The 19,600-nt window shown below is 69.7% G+C and carries 18 protein-coding genes, 1 tRNA gene and 1 pseudogene; 14 read left to right on the top strand and 6 right to left on the bottom strand.

The annotated features are described in order from the left end of the window. Positions 1-13: 13 nt before the first annotated feature. The 5 genes from ACX80L_RS05060 (at position 14) to ACX80L_RS05040 (ending at position 4,318) form a co-directional block, all read left to right on the top strand. A complete protein-coding gene (locus tag ACX80L_RS05060; RefSeq protein WP_459288789.1) occupies positions 14-637 on the top strand; it encodes a CDP-alcohol phosphatidyltransferase family protein in 624 nt (207 codons plus the stop codon). A gap of 5 nt (positions 638-642) precedes the next feature. After that, the gene (locus ACX80L_RS05055; RefSeq protein ID WP_459288787.1) at positions 643-1,500 is read left to right on the top strand and encodes a DMT family transporter; all 858 of its coding nucleotides are present in this window, start codon (positions 643-645) and stop codon (positions 1,498-1,500) included. Positions 1,501-1,548: 48 nt separating this feature from the next. After that, the gene (locus ACX80L_RS05050) at positions 1,549-2,787 is read left to right on the top strand and encodes a glycosyltransferase (protein WP_459288114.1); all 1,239 of its coding nucleotides are present in this window, start codon (positions 1,549-1,551) and stop codon (positions 2,785-2,787) included. A 64-nt stretch (positions 2,788-2,851) separates the two neighbouring features. Then, positions 2,852-2,925 (top strand) — tRNA-Ile (locus ACX80L_RS05045). A 202-nt stretch (positions 2,926-3,127) separates the two neighbouring features. Then, positions 3,128-4,318, top strand: a complete 1,191-nt coding sequence (locus tag ACX80L_RS05040) for an acyl-CoA dehydrogenase family protein (protein ID WP_208740760.1) — start codon at positions 3,128-3,130, stop codon at positions 4,316-4,318. A gap of 141 nt (positions 4,319-4,459) precedes the next feature. Here the strand turns inward: ACX80L_RS05040 and ACX80L_RS05035 are convergent. Then, positions 4,460-4,972, bottom strand: a pseudogene (locus ACX80L_RS05035) (peptidoglycan DD-metalloendopeptidase family protein); the annotation flags it as partial. Between the two features lie 391 nt (positions 4,973-5,363). Between ACX80L_RS05035 and rpsB the strand changes: the two are divergent. The 6 genes from rpsB to ACX80L_RS05005 all read left to right on the top strand — a co-directional run bounded on the left by rpsB (position 5,364) and on the right by ACX80L_RS05005 (position 10,570). Continuing rightward, positions 5,364-6,308, top strand: a complete 945-nt coding sequence (gene rpsB, locus ACX80L_RS05030; RefSeq protein ID WP_133082163.1) for a 30S ribosomal protein S2 — start codon at positions 5,364-5,366, stop codon at positions 6,306-6,308. Between the two features lie 135 nt (positions 6,309-6,443). Further along, positions 6,444-7,280, top strand: coding sequence for a translation elongation factor Ts (tsf, locus tag ACX80L_RS05025; RefSeq protein ID WP_133082164.1), 837 nt, complete (start codon positions 6,444-6,446; stop codon positions 7,278-7,280). Between the two features lie 167 nt (positions 7,281-7,447). Next, positions 7,448-8,188 (top strand): UMP kinase, encoded by a 741-nt coding sequence (gene pyrH, locus ACX80L_RS05020; RefSeq protein ID WP_133082165.1) that lies wholly within the window; start codon positions 7,448-7,450, stop codon positions 8,186-8,188. 119 nt (positions 8,189-8,307) lie between these two features. Next, entirely contained in the window at positions 8,308-8,865 is a 558-nt protein-coding gene (gene frr / locus ACX80L_RS05015; RefSeq protein ID WP_133082166.1) for a ribosome recycling factor, read from the top strand. Beyond that, a complete protein-coding gene (locus tag ACX80L_RS05010) occupies positions 8,865-9,899 on the top strand; it encodes a phosphatidate cytidylyltransferase (RefSeq protein WP_459269236.1) in 1,035 nt (344 codons plus the stop codon). The genes frr and ACX80L_RS05010 overlap by 1 nt, the downstream gene beginning before the upstream one ends. Positions 9,900-9,994: 95 nt before the next feature. Then, a complete protein-coding gene (locus tag ACX80L_RS05005) occupies positions 9,995-10,570 on the top strand; it encodes a DivIVA domain-containing protein (RefSeq protein WP_133082168.1) in 576 nt (191 codons plus the stop codon). A 67-nt stretch (positions 10,571-10,637) separates the two neighbouring features. On the opposite strand, the gene ACX80L_RS05000 is transcribed toward ACX80L_RS05005, so the two are convergent. The 4 genes from ACX80L_RS05000 to ACX80L_RS04985 are packed head-to-tail and all read right to left on the bottom strand — an operon-like array spanning position 10,638 to position 14,497. Further along, positions 10,638-12,104 carry a sodium/solute symporter gene (locus ACX80L_RS05000; RefSeq protein WP_459288785.1) on the bottom strand — a complete coding sequence of 489 codons (1,467 nt, stop codon included), beginning with the start codon at positions 12,102-12,104 and terminating at the stop codon, positions 10,638-10,640. A 25-nt stretch (positions 12,105-12,129) separates the two neighbouring features. Further along, positions 12,130-12,516 carry a DUF485 domain-containing protein gene (locus tag ACX80L_RS04995; protein WP_459288111.1) on the bottom strand — a complete coding sequence of 129 codons (387 nt, stop codon included), beginning with the start codon at positions 12,514-12,516 and terminating at the stop codon, positions 12,130-12,132. A gap of 54 nt (positions 12,517-12,570) precedes the next feature. Then, positions 12,571-13,290: a LytR/AlgR family response regulator transcription factor gene (locus ACX80L_RS04990; RefSeq protein ID WP_208740766.1), complete on the bottom strand. Its 720-nt coding sequence runs from the start codon at positions 13,288-13,290 to the stop codon at positions 12,571-12,573. A 19-nt stretch (positions 13,291-13,309) separates the two neighbouring features. Continuing rightward, complete coding sequence (locus tag ACX80L_RS04985; protein WP_133082171.1) at positions 13,310-14,497, bottom strand: histidine kinase; 1,188 nt, start codon at positions 14,495-14,497, stop codon at positions 13,310-13,312. A 224-nt stretch (positions 14,498-14,721) separates the two neighbouring features. On the opposite strand from ACX80L_RS04985, the gene ACX80L_RS04980 reads away from it, so the two are divergent. After that, positions 14,722-15,105: a DUF485 domain-containing protein gene (locus ACX80L_RS04980; protein WP_133082172.1), complete on the top strand. Its 384-nt coding sequence runs from the start codon at positions 14,722-14,724 to the stop codon at positions 15,103-15,105. Continuing rightward, positions 15,102-16,739 (top strand): solute symporter family protein, encoded by a 1,638-nt coding sequence (locus ACX80L_RS04975; RefSeq protein ID WP_459269240.1) that lies wholly within the window; start codon positions 15,102-15,104, stop codon positions 16,737-16,739. Before ACX80L_RS04980 ends, ACX80L_RS04975 begins: the two co-directional genes overlap by 4 nt. A gap of 73 nt (positions 16,740-16,812) precedes the next feature. On the opposite strand, the gene ACX80L_RS04970 is transcribed toward ACX80L_RS04975, so the two are convergent. After that, on the bottom strand, positions 16,813-17,394 hold the full coding sequence (locus tag ACX80L_RS04970; protein ID WP_133082174.1) for a TetR/AcrR family transcriptional regulator: 582 nt from the start codon (positions 17,392-17,394) through the stop codon (positions 16,813-16,815). Between the two features lie 108 nt (positions 17,395-17,502). Between ACX80L_RS04970 and ACX80L_RS04965 the strand changes: the two genes are divergently transcribed. Next, the gene (locus tag ACX80L_RS04965; protein ID WP_459288108.1) at positions 17,503-19,536 is read left to right on the top strand and encodes a glycoside hydrolase family 3 protein; all 2,034 of its coding nucleotides are present in this window, start codon (positions 17,503-17,505) and stop codon (positions 19,534-19,536) included. Positions 19,537-19,600: the final 64 nt, after the last annotated feature.

The following is a 19,600-nucleotide window of genomic DNA, read 5'->3' as shown; positions in this document are numbered from 1 at the left end:
GGAGGCACGGGTGATGCGATTGATCGGGGCCGGGACACGGCCCGGCAGCGAGGGGACTGTTCTCTCGACGGCATGGACCCTGCCCAACATCATCACGCTCGTCCGGTTCCTCGGCGTCCCGCTGTTCGTCCTCCTCATCACCCAGCAGCGCTACGGGGCGGCCGTCCTCACCCTCGTGGTCGTCGGCTCCACCGACTGGGTGGACGGCTACGTCGCCCGGCGCTTCAACCAGGTGTCGACCGTCGGCAAGTGGCTCGACCCGGTGGCGGACCGCACCGCACTGATCGTCATTGCGGTCACCTTCGTGGTGGACGGCATCGCCCCCGCGTGGCTCGTCTGGACCATCGTCATCCCCGACGTCATCCTCATCATCAACGCACTGGTGCTGTTCCGCGGCCCCCTGCATCTGCCCGTGGCCACCGTCGGAAAGGTCCGCACGGCGCTGCTCCTCGTCGGAGCCCCCCTGCTCCTGCTGCACCGCGTCGAGGGATTCGGGCACGCCTGGATCCTCGCCGTGGCGCAGGGGCTGCTCGCGGCCGGGTGCGTGCTGCACCTCGTCGCGTTCGTCGCCTACTTCCGGGCCGCCCATCGAAAGTACCGGCTGGAGCGGGCCGAGCAGCAGTCGTGCCCGTCCTAGCGATCATGCTCGCGCTGCTCGGCGCGGTCTTCCTCGCGTTCGGAGCGCAGCGGCAGGGCAGCGCCGTCCGGGCGAACACGGGCGGCCTGTCCCTCAGCTCGTCCGGACTCGCGAGGCTCCTCGCCAACCCGCGCTGGCTGCTCGGCCTCTTCCTGCTGGGGACGGGCACGGCCCTGAACGTCGTCGCCCTGTCCCTGGCGAGCCTGACGGTGGTCCAGCCGATCGGAGCGATAGCGCTCGTGATCACCACGATCGTCAACTCCCGGGACCAGGGCATCCGCATCAACCGGCCGACGGTCGCCGCGATCAGCGCGTGCGTCGCAGGCAGTGCGCTGTTCGTGCTGCTCGCCGTGAACGTCACGCGGGCGAACCATGCCATCGATCCCGCGCAGGAACTCTCCGTGGTGCTGCTGCTCGGAGCCGCCGTCGTGATCTTCGGCTCCCTCGCGGTGTTCGGCAGGCACCGCCTCAATGCCTTCGCCTACATCCTGGGAGCCGGCGTGCTGTTCGGGTTCGTGGCCGTCCTGACCAAGATCGTCGCGAGTCATCTGCTCGACCCGAACGGCCGTTTCCTGCTCAACGTCCCGGTCCTGACCGTCGTGGCGCTCGTCGCGGCAGCGGCCCTCGGATCGTGGTTCGTGCAGAGCGCCTACGCCACGGGTCCGCCCGACCTGGTGATCGCGGGACTCACGGTGATCGACCCGATCGTCGGGATCGCCGTCGGCATCACCATCCTCGACGAACTCCAGCCGGACGTGCAGACGGTGACCGCGCTGGGCATGGGCGCGGCGGCCCTCGTTGCTATTGTGGGGGTCATCGCGCTGTCCCGCCATCATCCCGATGTCGTGAAGCGACAGCGCTGACAGACCCGTTGCAGTTCCGTCCAGCACACCGACGTAGGGGATCCACGCGTGAGTTACCCGGCTGATTACAAGCCCCTGACCATCCTGATCGCGGCGGACACGTACCCGCCCAACGTGAACGGCGCAGCCCAGTTCGGCTACCGGCTGGCGAAGGGCATGACGGGGCGTGGACACGACGTGCACGTCCTCGCGCCCCGGGACTCCAACGGCCGCAGCTTCACCGAACCGGGCGGGGACTGGACGGTGCACCGCCTCCGCTCGCACAGCGTCCCCACGCACGACTACTGGCGCATCTGCTACCCGTGGGAAATCAAGCGTGACATCAGCCTGCTCTTCGACCAGGTCCAGCCCGACGTCGTGCACATCCAGTGCCACTACATGGTGGGGGAGTACACCCTCTACGAAGCCGTGAAGCGGGGCATCCGCGTGGTGGCCACCAACCACTTCATGCCGGAGAACCTGAATCCCTTCCTGCCGTTCCCCGGGTGGCTGAAGAGGGTCATCGCGAAGAACTCCTGGAAGGACATGGGCAAGGTCATGGGCAAGGCGGCCGCCGTCACGACGCCCACGCCCCTGGCGGCCAAGGCCATGCACGACCACGCGTTCCTGACCGAGGTGCTCCCCGTGTCCAACGGGATCGACTCGTCGGCATACGAGCTCCAGCCGGGCGAGAGCATCGAGCCGCACGACCATCCCACGGTCCTCTTCGTGGGGCGCCTCGCGGAGGAGAAGCACGTCGACGTGCTGATCGACGCCGTCGCCAGGACCCCGGAACACCTGCAAGTCCACCTCGAGATCGTCGGCGGGGGCGAGGTGAAGCCCGCGCTGCAGGCGCAGGCGGCCCGGCTGGGCATCAGCGACCGCGTGACCTTCCGGGGGCTCGTCGACGACGACGAACTGCGCAAGAGCTATATCCGTGCGTCGCTGTTCTGCCAGCCGGGTACCGCCGAGCTGCAGTCGCTCGTGACGCTCGAGGCGATGTCCGCATCCACCCCGGTCCTGCTTGCCGACGCCATGGCGCTCCCGCACCTGGTGTCCGACGGCGAGAACGGATTCCTGTTCGCGCCCGGCGACTCGGCGGACCTGGGCCGGCGCATCACGGAGATCCTCGAGATGTCCCGCGAGGACCAGCAGAAGATGGGGGCGGCGAGCCGCGCCCTGGTGGGCAAGCACGACATCGACGTCACGCTGGCCACCTTCGAGGGACTGTATTACGGGACCCTTCCCGCAGGGGATCTCCCCGGCGGCTCCGCGGACACCGGGGTCGATGCGGTCCGCCTACAATGAGACCTGCGTCCGGTGCCCGGGTATCAGTTCCGGGAACCGGCGTTGCGGGAGCAGTGTGCTCCTGGGGGCTGTAGCTCAGCTGGTTAGAGCAGCGGACTCATAATCCGTTTGTCCTGGGTTCAAGCCCCAGCAGCCCTACCCTCGGGTCGATGACGACCGATGCGATGCGTCACCTCCTTCCGGGCGGTGGCGCATCCGTCGTTCGGTGCCCGTCCGCTCCGGTCGGACTCACTGGCGCACTAAGTTACTCACGGGTAACATAGGGTGCAGAGCGTGCCGCGTGCGCGCCACCGTCAGCGTGGAGCGTGCTGGTCACCGACGACCAGAGTGAGGGGATCCGATGAGCAAGACGTCGATCGATGTCAACAACCTGCCGTACCCGGGCGGCGACTTCTACGCCTTCGAGGACCTGCTGTCCGACAAGGAGCGTTCCCGGCTGGCCGAGATCCGCGCCTGGCTCACCCGCGAGGTCCGCCCCCACGCCGTCGGGTGGTGGAACCAGGGCGCGTTCCCCAAGGAGCTCATCCCCCGGATCGCCGAGCTGGACCCGGTGAGCCCCGTCCACCGGCAGGGCTACTCGAATCTTTTCGCCGGTATCACCCATGCCGAGTTCACCCGGGCGGACACGTCGTTCGCGACCTTCCTGGGGGTCCACGACGGCCTGTTCACCGGATCCATCGAAGCCCTCGCCTCCCCGGAGCAGCAGCGGGAATGGCTCCCGGACATCTACGCCCTGAAGAAGATCGGCGCCTTCGGCCTGACGGAGCCGCTCGGTGGCTCCGACGTTGCAGGCGGGACGCGCACCACGGCCCGCCGCGACGGCGGCTCGTGGGTCCTGAACGGCGCCAAGCGCTGGATCGGCAACGCGACCTTCTCCGACTGGGTGGTCGTCTACGCGCGGGACCTCGCCGACAACCAGGTCAAGGGCTTCCTGGTGGACACCACCACCCCCGGATTCACCTCGACGAAGATCGAGAACAAGATCGCGCTGCGCACCGTCGAGAACGCCGACATCGTGCTCGACGACGTGGTCGTCTCCGACGACTACCACCTCAAGGGTGCGAACAGCTTCCGGGACACCAACAAGGTCCTGAAGGTCACGAGGCTCGCCGTCGGGTGGCAGGCCGTGGGCCAGCAGCTCGCCGCCTTCGACGTGGCGCGCCGCTATGCCGTGGAGCGCGAGCAGTTCGGCCGGCCCATCGCCAGCTTCCAGCTCATCCAGCAGCAGCTCGTCCAGATCCTCGGCAACGCGATGAGCTCCATGGGGATGATGGTCCGCCTGTCCCAGCTCGAGGACGCGGGCAAGGCCAAGGACGAGCAGTCCGCCCTCGCCAAGGCCTTCACCACGGCCCGGATGCGCGAGAGCGTCGCGGCCGGGCGCAACATCCTCGGCGGGAACGGCATCGTCGCGGACTACGAGATGGCGAAGATCTTCTCCGACGCGGAAGCCATCTACTCCTACGAGGGCACCCAGGAGATCAACACGCTCGTCGCGGGCCGGGCGATCACGGGCATGGCCGCCTTCGTCTAGTCCGTCCTCGGCCCGCGCCCGCGCCGCCCGACGGTGCAGCGGGAGGAGCACGGAGGGGCGCCGGTCCGTCACGAAGGCCAGCGGGTCCACGTAGTCGCCGTGGACGCGGACGCCCCAGTGCAGGCAGGGGGCGCCGCAGTGCCCGGCCGCCGGTCCGCCGACCCCGGATCCGGACAGGGTGCCCACGGTGTCGCCACTGCGCACCCGCTCACCCTTTCCCAGGCCGGTGGTGACGGGCTCGAAGCTGCTGACCCTGCCGTCGCCGTGGTCGATCGACAGCACGCCCCGGTCCACCACCGTCCCGGCGAAGGACACGACGCCGTCCGCCGGGCTCACGATGGTGGTGCCGGCACCGCCGGCGACGAGGTCGACGCCGCGGTGGCCGCGCTTCCACTTCTGCGGAGGTTCCTCGAACGGGCGCCGGACCTCCGGGGGCGGCTCCAGTGGCCAGACCCACTCCGGCACGAACGGTGCGCCAGTGGCGCGGTCCGTCGACGGGGCGGCGGGAAGACCGGAGCCGCCCACCGACAGGGTCGCCAGCAGCAGGGCCAGGAGCGCGAGCCGCGACCGGCCGGCCCGACGGGACCGGCGTCCACGCCTGCCCGGCAGTGATCCGGCGGAAGACGCGGCCGGGGGCGGGGGATGGCTGTCCATGCCCCGACCCTGCCGGAGCGCCGGTCCGCGCGGACCGGCCCGGGGGTCTATGTGGACGACCGGTCGCCCGTCCGGCCGTCCGCGCGAGCCGGATCCGGCCCTGCGCCTGTAGTACACTTGCATCAGCAGTCTGCTGCTCCCACTCCCTTCGTGCCCCCGGCACCGTCGCGGCATGGGACCGCCAGGCTGACTACGCGTGCCTGCGATTCAGTGCCCATCGAGGGCGCCGAAGTTCCCGCCCTGCGGTCCGGTCCAGTCCGGTGGAGGAGGGGACGTCCACGACGACGGACAGGCACCAGGATGTATCGGCCACCCCGGCCGGTACTGAGACAACCGTCAACAAGCTGCCGGCAGCGCACTGCGCCTGAGCCGGAGCTGAAGAAAGGCAGACATGCCAGTTGTAACCATGCGCCAGCTGCTCGACAGCGGCGTCCACTTCGGTCACCAGACCCGCCGTTGGAACCCGAAGATGAAGCGGTTCATCTTCACCGAGCGCAACGGCATCTACATCATCGATCTCCAGCAGTCGCTGGGCTACATCGACCGCGCGCACGAGTTCGTCAAGGCCACCGTCGCCCACGGCGGAACCGTCCTCTTCGTCGGCACGAAGAAGCAGGCCCAGGAAGCGATCGCCGACCAGGCGACCCGCGTCGGCCAGCCCTACGTCAACCAGCGCTGGCTCGGTGGCATGCTCACCAACTTCCAGACGGTCTCCAAGCGCATCCAGCGCATGAAGGAACTCGAAGAGATCGACTTCGACGACGTCGCCGGTTCGGGCCACACCAAGAAGGAGCTCCTGCTCCTCAAGCGTGAGCTGACCAAGCTGCAGAGCAACCTCGGTGGTATCCGCAACCTGACCAAGGCTCCCTCGGTCGTCTGGGTTGTCGACACCAAGAAGGAACACCTCGCGATCGACGAGGCCAAGAAGCTCAACATCCCCGTCGTCGCGATCCTCGACACCAACTGCGATCCCGACGAGGTCGACTTCCCGATCCCGGGCAACGACGACGCCATCCGCGCCGTCAACCTGCTCACCCGGGTCATCGCGGACGCCGTGGCCGAGGGCCTCATCGCCCGCAACAACCGTGCCAACGGCACCGAAGCCGCCGCGGCCGAAGAGCCGATGGCCGAGTGGGAGCGCGAACTGCTCCAGGGCAACGCCGACGCCGCGACCGCTCCCGAGGCGGACGCAGCACCCGAGGCCGGGACCGCCGCGCCCGAGGCAGCAGCCCCCGCCGCCGACGAAGCCCCTGCAGGCCTGCAGGCGCCGATCGCCGAGGAAGTCCCCGAAGCAGTGGCTCCGGTCACCGAAGCCGCGGCAGACGACACCAAGTAGTTCCCGGTGCGTAAGGGGTGTGGGTGAAACCACGCCCCTTACGCATGTTCCGCGGATGTTCGTCGCGGAACGTCCGTACCCCGGGCCGAGGCCCGCGGAAGCTCTTCGTAGATCCACATCAACTTAGGAGTTCATATGGCAAATTTCACTGCCGCTGACATCAAGGCCCTGCGCGAGCGCACGGGCGCCGGCATGATGGACGTCAAGAAGGCGCTCGACGAAGCCAACGGCGACGCCGACAAGGCCCTGGAACTGATCCGCATCAAGGGCCTGAAGGGCGCGACGAAGCGCGAGGGCCGCTCGACCGCCGAGGGCCTCGTCGCCGCTCGCGTCGACGGCACCGTCGGCGTCATGGTCGAGGTCAACTGCGAGACCGACTTCGTCGCGAAGGCCGGCCCGTTCATCGACTTCTCGAACAAGGTGCTCGCCGCCGCGATCGAATCCGGTGCAACCGACGTCGCGACGCTCCTGGCGTTCGAGCTCGAGGGCAAGCCCGTCTCCGAGCACGTCATCGAAGCGGGTGCGCTCCTCGGCGAGAAGGTCGACGTCCGTCGCATCGCCCGCGTCGAGGGCCAGATCGTCGACGCCTACCTGCACAAGACGTCCAAGGACCTCCCCGCCCAGGTCGGCGTGCTCTTCGCCGTCGAGGGTTCCGGGGACGGGGCCGTCGAGGCCGCGCACGACGTCGCGGTGCACATCGCTGCGTACTCGCCCACCTACCTGACCCGTGAGGACGTTCCCGCCGAGCTCGTCGAGTCGGAGCGCCGCATCGCCGACGAGACCGCACGCGCCGAGGGCAAGCCCGAGCAGGCCCTGGCGAAGATCGTCGAAGGACGCCTCACCGGCTTCTTCAAGGAGGGTGTGCTGGTCGACCAGGCATTCGCCAAGGACGCGAAGAAGTCCGTCGCCACGGTCCTCGCGGACGCCGGCGCCAAGGCCACGGCCTTCGCGCGGTTCCGCGTCGGAGCCTAGCCCTTCGGCCCCAGCACGGTGAAAGGGCGGCCGCCTCCAGGTGGCCGCCCTTTCCTGCGCCCGGGAGGCGCACCGTATCCTGTAACGGGTCCGGCAACATCCCACACCCCGCACCAGCGGCCGTCCGGTCAGGCACGGCCCCCAGTACTACGCCCGGGAGGCACTTCATGGACACCATTTCCACTGCACGGACGGGTGGCACCGGGGGCCGGCGCCGCGTCCTGCTGAAACTGTCGGGCGAGGTCTTCGGCGGTGGCAAGCTGGGCGTGGACCCCGAGACCGTGCGGTCGGTGTCGAAGCAGATCGCGGCGACCGTCGGCGACGTCGAGGTCGCGATCGTCGTCGGGGGCGGCAACTTCTTCCGCGGCGCGGAGCTCTCCCAGAGCGGCATGGACCGCTCGCGCGCCGACTACATGGGGATGCTCGGCACCGTGATGAACTGCCTCGCGCTGCAGGACTTCCTGGAGCAGGCGGGCGTCGAGACGCGGGTCCAGAGCGCCATCACCATGGGCCAGGTCGCCGAGGCGTACATCCCGCGCCGCGCCATCCGCCACCTCGAGAAGGGCCGCGTGGTCATCTTCGGTGCCGGCGCCGGCCTGCCCTATTTCTCCACCGACACCGTGGCGGCGCAGCGCGCACTCGAGGTGCATGCCGACGAGGTCCTGATGGCGAAGAGCGGGGTGGACGGCGTCTACACCGCGGATCCGCACAAGGACCCGACGGCGGAGAAGCTCGACACCCTCTCCTACGACGAGGCCCTGCGACGGGACATCCGGGTGATGGACCAGACCGCGATGACCATGTGCAAGGACAACAACCTGACCATGGTGGTGTTCGGCATGGAGGGCGAGGGCAACGTGACCCGGGCCATCCGCGGCGAGAAGCTCGGCACCATCGTCACCGCCTAGCGGCTCGGTGCGGACGGGGCAACGGCGCCCTGCCCGCGCCGGGGCATCGCACCCCCGTGAACTAGGATGAACCACTGGAACGGTTGCCGTGCAGCCGACTGCAGAGCGAAGGAGACATTGTGATCGAAGAGACCTTGCTGGAAGCCACCGACAAGATGGACAAGGCCGTGGAGGTTGCAAAGGACGATTTCGCGACGGTCCGCACCGGCCGCGCCAATGCGTCGCTGTTCTCAAAGGTGGTGGTGATGTACTACGGCGCGCCCACCCCCCTGCAGCAGCTGGCGTCCTTCCAGAACCCGGAAGCCCGCACCCTGCTCATCACACCCTTCGACCGCACGGCCCTCAACGACATCGAGCGGGCTCTGCGCGACTCCGACCTCGGCGCGAACCCCTCCAACGACGGCAACGTGATCCGCGTGGTCCTGCCCGAGCTGACGCAGGAGCGCCGCAAGGAATACGTGAAGCTGGTGAAGACGAAGGCCGAGGATGCCAAGATCTCCATCCGCAACATCCGGCGCAAGGCGAAGGACGGCATCGACAAGGCGGTCAAGGACGGCGACTCCGGCGAGGACGAGGGCTCGCGTGCGGAGAAGGAACTCGACGCGCTGACGAAGTCCCGCGTCGATCTCGTCGACGAGCTGCTGAAGCGCAAGGAAGCCGAGCTGCTCGAGGTCTGATGGCAGCCCTCGATCGTCCCGGCGCGGGCAACGGGCACACACCAGCACCCGCCGCCGGGACAGATGACACCCGCGCCGTCGTCGTCGCGACCGGCGCCGCGCCGACGGACGCGGAGGTCCCGGCGCGTTCCACCGCCGGAACCCGTGCGGCGCGACGGGACCGGCGGTCGACGGGCGGCCTGTTCCGCCGCCGCCGGCCGATCAGGGAGCCGGGGCAGCCGTCGCGTGCGGGCCGCAACCTGCCCGCCGCGATCGGTGTGGGCGCCGGCCTCCTGGTCCCCGTCCTGGCGGGTCTGTTCTTCTTCCCGATTGTGTTCGTGGGCATCGTGACCCTGTTCGGAGCGGTCGGGGTGTGGGAGATCTGCCGAGCGCTCGAACTCCGGCGCATCCGCGTCCCCCTGGTGCCCACCCTGGCCGGCGCCCTGGTCCTTCCGTTCTCGGCCTACTTCGGCGGGGCGGAGGGACTGGCCGTGGCCGCCGTCTTCTCCGTGCTCGGACTCTTCCTGTGGCGGGCACTCGATCCGGCGCCCGATGCCGCGAAGAGCCTCATGGCCGGGACCTTCACGGTGCTGTGGGTGCCGTTCATGCTCAGCTTCGCGATGCTGCTGATGCGGGCCGAGGGCGGCTTCCTCGTCATCGCCACCCTGCTGCTGCTCGTGGTCGCGAACGACACGTTCGGCTACCTGATCGGCGCGTTCTTCGGCAAGCACGCCATGGCGCCGAAGATCAGCCCCAAGAAGTCCTGGGAGGGCTTCGGCGGGTCCATCGGCGGGGCGTTCGTCGTCGGCGGCCTCTGCGCCGTCTTCCTGCTCGGTCAGCCGCTGTGGATCGGGCTGGCCCTCGCCGTCGCGATCGTGGCATCGGCCACCGCGGGCGACCTGGCCGAATCGATGATCAAGCGTGAACTCGGCGTCAAGGACATGGGCACCATCCTGCCCGGGCACGGAGGCGTGATGGACCGCCTCGACTCGATCGTCTTCGCGTCCCCGGTGGCGTACCTGCTGTCCGCTACATTGGTACCGGGATTGCTGTAACCGCGGGCCGGAGGGCGGATCCTGGAGCCGTCGGCTCCACGGCGTCCCAGGTGGGCCACGGGCCCCGGCAGGTTCCAGGAGAAGGACAACACAGCATGGTCGTGGCTCGCCCGGGTAGCTCCCCGTTCGCACGCGTGGGACGCCGGGAGATCGGCTACGACACCGCTCAGGTGGACCGCTTCCTGGCCACGGTGCGCCGGCAGTACACCGCGGACGAGCCCGATGGCGGCCTCACCAGCAGGGACATCCGCACCATGGCCTTCGACCCCGCGCGGGGCGGGTACGAGCCCCGGGCCGTGGACGCGGCACTGGACCGGTTCGAGGACTCCCTCGCGCAGCGGGAACGTGACGCGCTGATCGCGGCGCAGGGCGAGGACGCGTGGCTCCGCCGGATCGGACGGACCGCCGCGGTACTCCGCAGGCGCCTGCACCGCCCGGCGGGGGAACGCTTCCGCCGGCCGACGAAGGCGAGGAGCGCGAGCTACGCCGTCGAGGACGTCGACCGCCTCTGCGACGAGCTCCTCCGGTACCTCGAGCACGATCTGCCCCTGAGCGTCGACGTCGTCCGCCGTGCCGTGTTCCGTGAGGCCAGGGGAGCGGACGGCTACGAGGAGAACCAGGTGGACGTGTTCCTCGACCGGGTCGTGGAACTCATGGCGGCCATCGACTGACGGACGCGCCGGGACGCTGACGCAGGAAGCCGGCGGACCGCCCGCCGCGGGGGATCGCCCTGGTGTCCTACCGCGGCTCCGGAGTATGCAGCCGGGCCAGCACGCGCGACGTCGACGCCGGGCGCCGCCCCGCCGTCGCCCGGGACACCAGCACCATGGTGACGAACGCCGTCGGGACCGTCCAGAGCGCGGGCTGGCTCAGCGCCACCCACAGCCCACCCGTCCCCGGGCCGAGGAGCGCCGAGGCCATGATCGCCCCGCCGCAGAGGACGGCGCCCGCGAGCATCCCGGCGATCGCCCCGGCATCGGTCAGGCCCCGCCACCAGATCCCCAGCAGCAGCAGGGGACACAGGGTTGACGCGGTGAAGGCGAAGACGGACCCGACGCTGCCGGCCAGGGCGAGGCTGTCCGTCATCAGGGCAACCACGAGCGGGACGAGGGCGGACAGCAGGGCGGCGCGCCGGAAACCCCGGACGCTGCCCTGGAAGAACTCCTGGCTGACCACTCCGGCGAGCGAGACCACGAGCCCGCTCGTCGTCGACAGGAACGCCGCGAAGGCTCCCGCGGTCACGAGGGCCGAGAGGAGGTCACCCGTGGCGCCGTCGACGATGCGGCCGGGCAGCAGGAGGACGGTGGCGTCCGCCGCGCCCCCTGCCGCGAGTTCCGGGGTGTGGATCCTGCCGAGGATCCCGTACACGGTGGGGAAGAGGTAGAACACGGAGAGCAGGCCGAGGACGATCAGGGTGGTCCTGCGCGCCGACGCCCCGTCCGGGTTCGTGTAGAAGCGGACGAGCACGTGCGGCAGCCCGAGCGTCCCGAACAGGAGGGCGATGACGAGCGAGATGGTGCCGTAGAGCGATGCGTCCGCCGTCGTGTCGAGGTCCGCCGTGAAGGCACGCCCACCGTCCGTGATCGGCAGGCCCTCCGAGCCGAGGTGCACGAGGACGAACACGACCGGCACGGCGAGGGCCGTCAGCTTCAGCCAGTACTGGAAGGCCTGCACGAAGGTGATCGAGCGCATCCCGCCGGTCACGACGCTGAGGCACACCACCACGACGACGGCCAGCGGCCCCACCCAAGCGGGCAGGCCCGTGGTGATGCTCACCGTCAGGGCGGCGCCGTGCAGCTGCGGCACGATGTAGAGCCAGCCGACGACGACCACGAGCAGGCTGGTCACGCGGCGCACGAGCAGCGAGTCCAGGCGCGCCTGGGCGAAGTCCGGGATGGTGTAGGCGCCGGACCGGCGCAGGGGAGCGGCGACGAACAGCAGGAGCATGAGGTACCCGGCGGTGTACCCGATGGGGAACCACAGGGCATCCACCCCCGAGACCAGGATCAGGCCGGCGATGCCGAGGAAGCTCGCCGCGGAGAGGTACTCGCCGCCGATCGCCGAGGCGTTCCACCACGGGCGGACGGTTCGCGACGCGACGTAGAAGTCCCCGGTGGTGCGCGAGATCCGCAGGCCGTAGATGCCGATCAGCAGGGTGCTGAGCGCCACGAGGACGAGCGCCGTGTAGCCGATGGCCGGGCTCAGCTGCAGGGCCCCGCCGTCCAGTGCCTCACTCATCGTCGACGAGATCCTGGAAACGTCGCTCGTTCCGCGACGCGCTGCGCACGTAGAGGACGGCGCAGCCGATCACGAGGGGATAGACACCGAGGCCCAGGAGCAGCCACGGGACGGGGACGGTCAGGACCCTCATCCCGTCGATGTCGGGGAACACCGCGAGCAGCACCGGGATGCCGATGAGGATCACCAGGAACCCTCCGGCCACCACGAGGGCGAGGCGCAGCTGGGACCGGATCAGGGACGCGACGAACAGCTGGCCCACCTCGGACTGCTCGGCCATCTCGCGGGAGACCGGGAAGGAGGCGCCCGTGGCGCGCGCCGCCGTCCGGGGGGCGGTGACGCGGACCCGACGGGACTTCTCGTGCCGCTCCTCGGTCACGGGGCCGTCCCGGGCAGGGCGGCAGGGGGCGTACGCGGGTCCATGCAGCGCCCGTCAGTGGCTCGGCCGCAGCCGGGTGGCTTCGAGCTTCTCCCGCACATCGGGCAGGTGCCGGCGGCTCACGGGCAGCTCGGCGTCCCCCACGAACAGGCTCGCCCGCCCAGCGCCGATCCGCACCTTCCGCACCTGGTCCATCGCCACGAGGTAGGAGCGGTGCGTGCGGAGGAACCCCGCCTCGGCCCACTGCCGCTCGAGATCGTTGAGCGGGATGCGGATGAGGTAGCTCGCCTCGGAGGTGTGCAGGCGCGCGTAGTCGCCCTGCGCCTGGACGTACCGCACGTCGTCGCGCCGGATCATCCGGCTCACGCCGCCCTGGTCGACCGTGATGACCTCGGGCGCCGCCGTCGCCCCCTCCATGAGTTCGCACACGCGGCGCACGGACTCCGCGAGCCGTTCGGTCCGGACGGGCTTCAGGAGGTAGTCGACGGCACGCAGCTCGAACGCCTCGAGGGCGCGGTCCTCGTCGGCGGTGACGAAGACGACGGCGGGCGGCCGGCTGAAGCGGGAGATCACGCGGGCGATGTCGAGACCGGACAGCGACGGCATGTGGATGTCGAGGAACAGGGCGTCCACGCTGTGCTGCTCGAGGGCCCTCAGGGCCTCTGCTCCGCTCGACGCGCGGTGGATCGTCCCGATCCGGGCGTCCTTGCCGAGCAGGAATGCCAGTTCCTCGACGGCGGGGAGCTCATCGTCGGCGATGATGACATTGACCATGGATCCTAGGTTACGCGTCTCACGCCTGGTGATCGGGCTGCGACTTGGGCACGCGCATCGTGATGAGGGTGCCTGCGCCGGGCGCGGTGTCGATGATCAGGCCGTGGTCGTCGCCGTACACCTGGCGCAGGCGGGAATCGACGTTGCGCAGGCCCACGTGGACGCCCTCGGTGTGGCCGGCGAGGACGGACCGGAGGTGCTCCGGCTCGATCCCGACGCCGTCGTCCTCGATGGTCACCTCGGCGAACGGGCCGACGTCGTGCGCGGTGATCGTGATGTTCCCGACGCCGTCGCGGGAGTCCAGCCCGTGGCGCACCGCGTTCTCGACCAGCGGCTGGAGGCTGAGGAACGGGATAACGGTGCTGAGGACCTCGGGACCGATCTCCAGGGTGACATTGAGCCGGTCCCCGAAGCGGGCACGTTCGAGCAGGAGGTAGCGGTCGATGCTGCGCAGCTCCTCCGCCACGGTGGTGAAGTCGCCGTGGCGGCGGAAGGAGTAGCGCGTGAAGTCGGCGAACTCGACCACGAGCTCCCGGGCCCGCTGCGGGTCCGTGGTGATGAAGGACGCGATGGCGTTGAGCGAGTTGTAGATGAAGTGCGGGCTGATCTGGGCCCGGAGGGCGCGTACCTCCGCTTCGGCCAGGAGCCGCCGGGACGAGTCCAGTTCCGCGAGTTCCACCTGCGTGGAGACCCATCCGGCCAGCTCGTTGGTGGCCCGCACGAGACCCGCGTCGACGTCGCCCGCGAAGGCGCCGACCGTGCCCACCACGCGGTCGTCCACGCGCACCGGCGAGAGGACGAGTTCGCCGAGGTCCGTCAGGCCCGCGGCATCGAGCCGCTGGCGCCGCACGATCTGCGTCCGGCCGCTCTCGAGGACCTGCCGGACCAGCGGCATGACATCGGGCGGGGTACCGCGACCGCCGTCCCAGGCGAGCACGCCGGCGTCGTCGCTGATCATCAGGACGTCGCAGCGGAGGAGGCCGTGCAGGTGGCGCCCGGCCTTCGAGGCGCCCGACGGCGTCAGTCCCTCACGCAGGTGCTCGGAGGCCAGGGCCGCCGAATGCAGGGTCGCGTACGTGGCGCGGTCGGCGTCGGATCCGAGGTCCCGATAGGAGCGCGAGAGGCGGAAGCCGAGAAAGGCCACGACCGCGAGGGTGATGACGGCCACGGCGCACACCAGGGCGGTGTCGACGGCGGCACTGAACATGGCTCCAGAGTATCGCCCGCCGTCCGGCCTGCCGGGCCGGGCCGTTCGTCGCGCCCGGCGACCGTTCGGCGCATCCGGCTGCGCGCTCACCGACGGAGGCCGGTGCGGTGCTGGTGATGGGCGTCGCCGTGCAGCACAGTGATGGGAGTCACACCGCCGTGCCTTCCTGCGCGGCGATCCTGCCGCCCGGCGGCCGGGGTGACGTCCCGACCGAAGGAGAAACAATGGGCTCGCACCCGACAGAGCCGGCCGCCGGCTCCGGTGCTGCCGTCGACTTCACAGAAGTCCAGCAGACCGAGCAGTTCAAGGAACTGCGCAAGCGCCACCGCAGCTTCGTCTTCCCCATGGCAGTGTTCTTCCTGCTCTGGTACTTCGCCTACGTGCTGCTCGCCGACTACGCGCACGAGTTCATGGCGACGCCGGTGATCGGCAACGTCAACATCGGCATCATCCTCGGGCTGCTGCAGTTCGTCAGCACGTTCGCCATCACCATGTGGTACGTCAGCTACGCCAACAAGCGCCTCGACCCGATCGCCGCGAACCTGCGGCACGAGCTCGAGGAAGCAGCCCCCGAAGTATTCATCGACCCCGCAGGCGGAAAGAAATGATCTCCATTCCCAGCGCGGGCGTCCGCCTGCCGCTCCAGACGGTCGAGGCGACCACCGTCGGTTCCCCGGCCCTCAACATCACGATCTTCGGCCTGTTCGTGGCGATCACCCTCGTGATCGTGCTCCGCGCCAGTCGCAACAACAAGACCGCGGCGGACTACTACGCCGCGGGCCGCTCGTTCACCGGCGGCCAGAACGGCACCGCGATCGCGGGGGACTACCTCTCGGCGGCCTCCTTCCTCGGCATCGTGGGCGCCATCGCCATCAACGGGTACGACGGCTTCCTGTACTCGATCGGGTTCCTCGTCGCCTGGCTCGTGGCACTGCTCCTGGTCGCCGAACTGCTCCGCAACACGGGCAAGTTCACCATGGCGGACGTGCTGTCCTTCCGGCTGAAGCAGCGTCCCGTGCGCATCGCGGCGGCCATCACCACGCTGGCGGTCTGCTTCTTCTACCTGCTCGCGCAGATGGCGGGAGCAGGCGGACTCGTCTCGCTCCTGCTCGGCATCAACGACCGGCTCGGCCAGTCCGTGGTCATCACGGTGGTCGGCGTACTCATGATCATGTACGTGCTGATCGGCGGCATGAAGGGCACCACCTGGGTGCAGATCATCAAGGCCTGCCTGCTGATCGCCGGCGCGTTCATCATGACCGTCTGGGTCCTCGCGCTGCACGGCTTCAACCTCTCCACGCTGCTGGGTGCCGCGATCGAGACCTCCGGCAACGCCGCCATCACGAGCCCGGGCCTGCAGTACGGGCTGACCTCCGTCACGCGCCTGGACTTCCTGTCGCTCGCGCTCGCGCTGGTCCTCGGCACCGCCGCACTGCCGCACGTCCTCATGCGCTTCTACACCGTCCCGACCGCGAAGGAGGCCCGCCGCTCGGTGGTCTGGGCCATCTGGCTGATCGGCGCGTTCTACCTCTTCACGCTCGTGCTCGGCTACGGCGCCAGCGCCCTCATCGGATCGGAGCGCATCCTGGCCGCACCGGGAGGCGTCAACTCGGCTGCGCCGCTGCTGGCCTTCGAGCTCGGCGGATCCATCCTCCTCGGACTCATCTCCGCCGTCGCGTTCGCCACGATCCTCGCGGTCGTCGCAGGACTCACCATCACGGCTGCGGCCTCGTTCGCCCATGACATCTACGCGAGCGTCATCCGCAAGGGCAAGGTCGACCCGGACGGGGAGGTGAAGGTCGCGCGTCGCACGGTCGTCGTCATCGGCCTGCTGTCGATCCTCGGCGGCATCGGCGCGCAGGGCCAGAACGTCGCGTTCCTCGTGGCCCTCGCCTTCGCCGTGGCGGCCAGTGCCAACCTGCCGACCATCCTCTACTCGCTGTTCTGGCGGAAGTTCAACACGCAGGGCGCCATCTGGAGCATGTACGGAGGGCTCGGCTCCGCCATCCTGCTGATCGCCCTCTCGCCCGTCGTCTCCGGCGGCGAGAAGTCGATGATCCAGGGCGCCGACTTCTCGGTGTTCCCGCTCAGCAACCCGGGCATCGTCTCGATCCCGCTGGCGTTCTTCCTCGGCTGGCTGGGCACCACGCTCTCCCGCACCACGGAGGACCCCATGAAGCAGGCCGAGATGGAGGTGCGCTCCCTCACCGGCGTCGGTGCCGAGAAGGCCACCGACCACTGAGGCAGCTCCCGAGCAGCACCACGGAGGCCGTCCCACCGCGAGGTGGGGCGGCCTCCGCCGTTTTCGGGGAGGATCAGCCCTGCGGCGCGAGGAGCCTGAGGACGCTGGACAGTGCTGCCGGCATGCTCGTGGCCGGGTCGTAGAGCCACTGCAGCTGGATGCCGTCGAAGACACCGACGATGAGGCGCGCGGCGTCCTCGGGCGCGATGTCCGTGCGGATCTCGCCGCGGGCCTGGGCGCCGGCGATGTCCCGCTCCACCGTGCCGAGGAGCCACGAGTAGCGGGTACGGAAGTAGTCGTGGGCGGCGTGGTCCGGGCGCGTCGCGGTCGCGGACGCCACGGCGAAGAGAGCGGTCAGTCCGGGATGCCGTTCGTTGTGCTCCGCGATGCCCGGGAAATCCGCGAGGGAGGTCACCGATCCGCCGTGCTGCGCACTGTTCTGTTCGTCGCGGTCGGCGAGCACCGCGGTCAGCAGGTCCTGCTTGCCGCTGAAGTAGTGGAAGAGCGTCGCTTCCTTGATGCCCGCGCGTTCCGCCACGAGCTTGAGGGTGGTGCCCTCGAAGCCCTCGGCGGCAAAGACCTCCGCGGCGATCCTCAGCAGCTCGCGCCGTCGCTCGATGCCTTTGGCGTAGGTGCCCTGCGCCTTCGTACCCATGGATCGAGTGTAGGGGGTGGGAACAGGCCGAAATAAAAACCCAGTGCCGCTCGGTTTTGTATAGCCTGAGTTCCACCTACCACCCACCGTCATTACGAAGGAGTAATCATGGGCAAGTATTCGGACGCGCGCCGGGATCCGACGGCGGCACCGGGGAACAATGCAGCGGCCCGACGGCGTGGCCTGCGGCCCGTCGCCACCCTCACCGCGGGCGCCCTACTGGTGACGATCCTGGCAGCCGGGTCGGCGGCGAGCGCGGCGCCTCCCCAGAAGGTCCGGCAGCCCGCGCTGGACAGCCGGTCGGCGGAGATCATCCGTGTCGACGGGCGGTCCTTCCGCGACCTCGACGGGGACGGCGCGCTGACGCCGTACGAGGACTGGCGCCTCGCGCCGGAGGAACGCGCCGTGGACCTCGTCGCCCGCCTCTCCCTCGAGGAGAAGTCCGGCCAGCTGATGCACGCATCCCTGTCGGGGCAGGCCACCTACGACCGCACGGCGTTCACCCGGCTCCTGGCGGAGCGCCACATCACCACCTTCATCTCCCGGCTCGGCGCCGGGGCGGGCACCCTGGCGCGAGAGCACAACGATCTCCAGGCGCTCGCCGAGGAGCAGCCCTTCGGCATCCCCCTGAAGATCAGCACGGACCCCCGGAACGGCTTCACGGTCACGGAGGGCCAGACGGTCTCCAACGGCGACTTCACCGCCTTCCCGGACCCGATCGGCATGGGGGCCGTCGGCGACCCGGAGGCGACGAGGGCCATGGCCGACATCATCCGCAAGGAATACCGCGCCGTGGGCATCCACGAGGCGCTGTCACCCCAGGCCGACCTGGCGACCGAGCCCCGGTGGACCCGCGTCAACGGGACCTTCGGTTCGACGGGCGAGACGGTGGGCGAGCACGTCCAGGCGTACGTCGAGGGCATGCAGGGCGGCCCGGACGGGCTCACCCCGGACGGCGTCGCGACGGTGGTGAAACACTGGGTGGGCTACGGCGCGCAGGTCGACGGCTACGACAGCCACTACTACTACGGCCGGTACGCGGCCTTCCCCGGCAACAACTTCGAGGAGCACCTGACCCCCTACGAGGGCGCCTTCGCCGCGGGAGCCTCGGGCATCATGCCCACCTACTCGATCCTGCAGGACCTGCAGCGCGACGGGACGGCCGTGGAGCAGGTGGGCGCGAACCACAACGAGTACCTCCTGCAGGACGTGCTGCGCGGGGAGTACGGGTTCGACGGCGTCATCACCTCCGACTGGGGCATCGCCAACGACTGCCCCGCGTCCTGCCTGGCGCTCCGCCCGCCGCTCTCCTTCGTGGGAGCGCACGGAGCCGGCATGCCCTGGGGCGTCGAGGACCTCACGCTCCCCGAGCGCTACGCGAGTGCGGTGAACGCCGGCGTGGACATCATCGGCGGCAGCGACAAGCCGCAGTACATCATCGAGGCCGTACGCGAGGGGCTGCTCGGCGAGGACCGCGTGGACGAGGCCGCCCGGCGTGTCCTCCAGCAGAAGTTCGAACTGGGGCTCTTCGAGGACCCCTACGTCGACGTGCGCGCCGCCGAGCGCACCGTCGGCAGCACGAGATCGGAGCGGGCGGGCGACGCCGCGCAGGAAGCATCGCTGACGCTGCTCGCCAACGACGGCGGCATCCTGCCGGTGTCGCGGCGGGATGTCCGGACGGTCTTCCTGCAGGGCATCGACCCCGCGGCCGCCCGGGATGCGGGTTTCATCCCGGTGGCGACGCCGGCCGAGGCGGATCTCGCCGTGGTCCGGCTGGCGGATCCGCGCGGGGGAGCGGACCTTACGGACCTGGGGTTCACCGGGGACGAGGCGGACTACCAGGCGCTCCTCGCGGCATCGGCGGCAGGCGTCCCGACCATCGCCGTGCCGAACCTGGCGCGGCCCCTGATCCTGGGCGACGTCCTCGCGCATGCGGATGCCGTCCTGGCCGACTACGGTGTCTCCGACCGCGTGCTGCTGGAGGTGCTGCGTGGCAAGGGACAGCCGGGCGGTCGCCTGCCGTTCGAGCTGCCGTCCTCGATGGCCGAGGTCGAGGCCCAGCTGCCCGACGTGCCGGACGACACCGCCACCCCGCTGTTCCCGGCCGGATTCGGCCTGTCCTACACACGAAGCGGCCGATGACCGGTGCGGGGTCCTCACCCGCGGTTCGGCACACAACCCCCAGCTTAACCCTAAAAAAAGGTTT

It is taken from the genome of Arthrobacter sp. MDT1-48-3, assembly GCF_054511015.1.
The sequence above is the reverse complement of the archived record's forward strand: the minus strand, read 5'-3'. Positions and strand labels throughout refer to the sequence as shown.

Coding starts and splice junctions, on each gene's coding strand:
- ACX80L_RS05060 (WP_459288789.1), top strand. CDS start 14: ATGCGATTGATCGGGGCCGGGACACGGCCCGGCAGCGAGGGGACTGTT.
- ACX80L_RS05055 (WP_459288787.1), top strand. CDS start 643: ATGCTCGCGCTGCTCGGCGCGGTCTTCCTCGCGTTCGGAGCGCAGCGG.
- ACX80L_RS05040 (WP_208740760.1), top strand. CDS start 3,128: ATGAGCAAGACGTCGATCGATGTCAACAACCTGCCGTACCCGGGCGGC.
- rpsB (WP_133082163.1), top strand. CDS start 5,364: ATGCCAGTTGTAACCATGCGCCAGCTGCTCGACAGCGGCGTCCACTTC.
- tsf (WP_133082164.1), top strand. CDS start 6,444: ATGGCAAATTTCACTGCCGCTGACATCAAGGCCCTGCGCGAGCGCACG.
- pyrH (WP_133082165.1), top strand. CDS start 7,448: ATGGACACCATTTCCACTGCACGGACGGGTGGCACCGGGGGCCGGCGC.
- ACX80L_RS05010 (WP_459269236.1), top strand. CDS start 8,865: ATGGCAGCCCTCGATCGTCCCGGCGCGGGCAACGGGCACACACCAGCA.
- ACX80L_RS05005 (WP_133082168.1), top strand. CDS start 9,995: ATGGTCGTGGCTCGCCCGGGTAGCTCCCCGTTCGCACGCGTGGGACGC.
- ACX80L_RS04990 (WP_208740766.1), bottom strand. CDS start 13,290: ATGGTCAATGTCATCATCGCCGACGATGAGCTCCCCGCCGTCGAGGAA.
- ACX80L_RS04985 (WP_133082171.1), bottom strand. CDS start 14,497: ATGTTCAGTGCCGCCGTCGACACCGCCCTGGTGTGCGCCGTGGCCGTC.
- ACX80L_RS04980 (WP_133082172.1), top strand. CDS start 14,722: ATGGGCTCGCACCCGACAGAGCCGGCCGCCGGCTCCGGTGCTGCCGTC.
- ACX80L_RS04975 (WP_459269240.1), top strand. CDS start 15,102: ATGATCTCCATTCCCAGCGCGGGCGTCCGCCTGCCGCTCCAGACGGTC.
- ACX80L_RS04970 (WP_133082174.1), bottom strand. CDS start 17,394: ATGGGTACGAAGGCGCAGGGCACCTACGCCAAAGGCATCGAGCGACGG.
- ACX80L_RS04965 (WP_459288108.1), top strand. CDS start 17,503: ATGGGCAAGTATTCGGACGCGCGCCGGGATCCGACGGCGGCACCGGGG.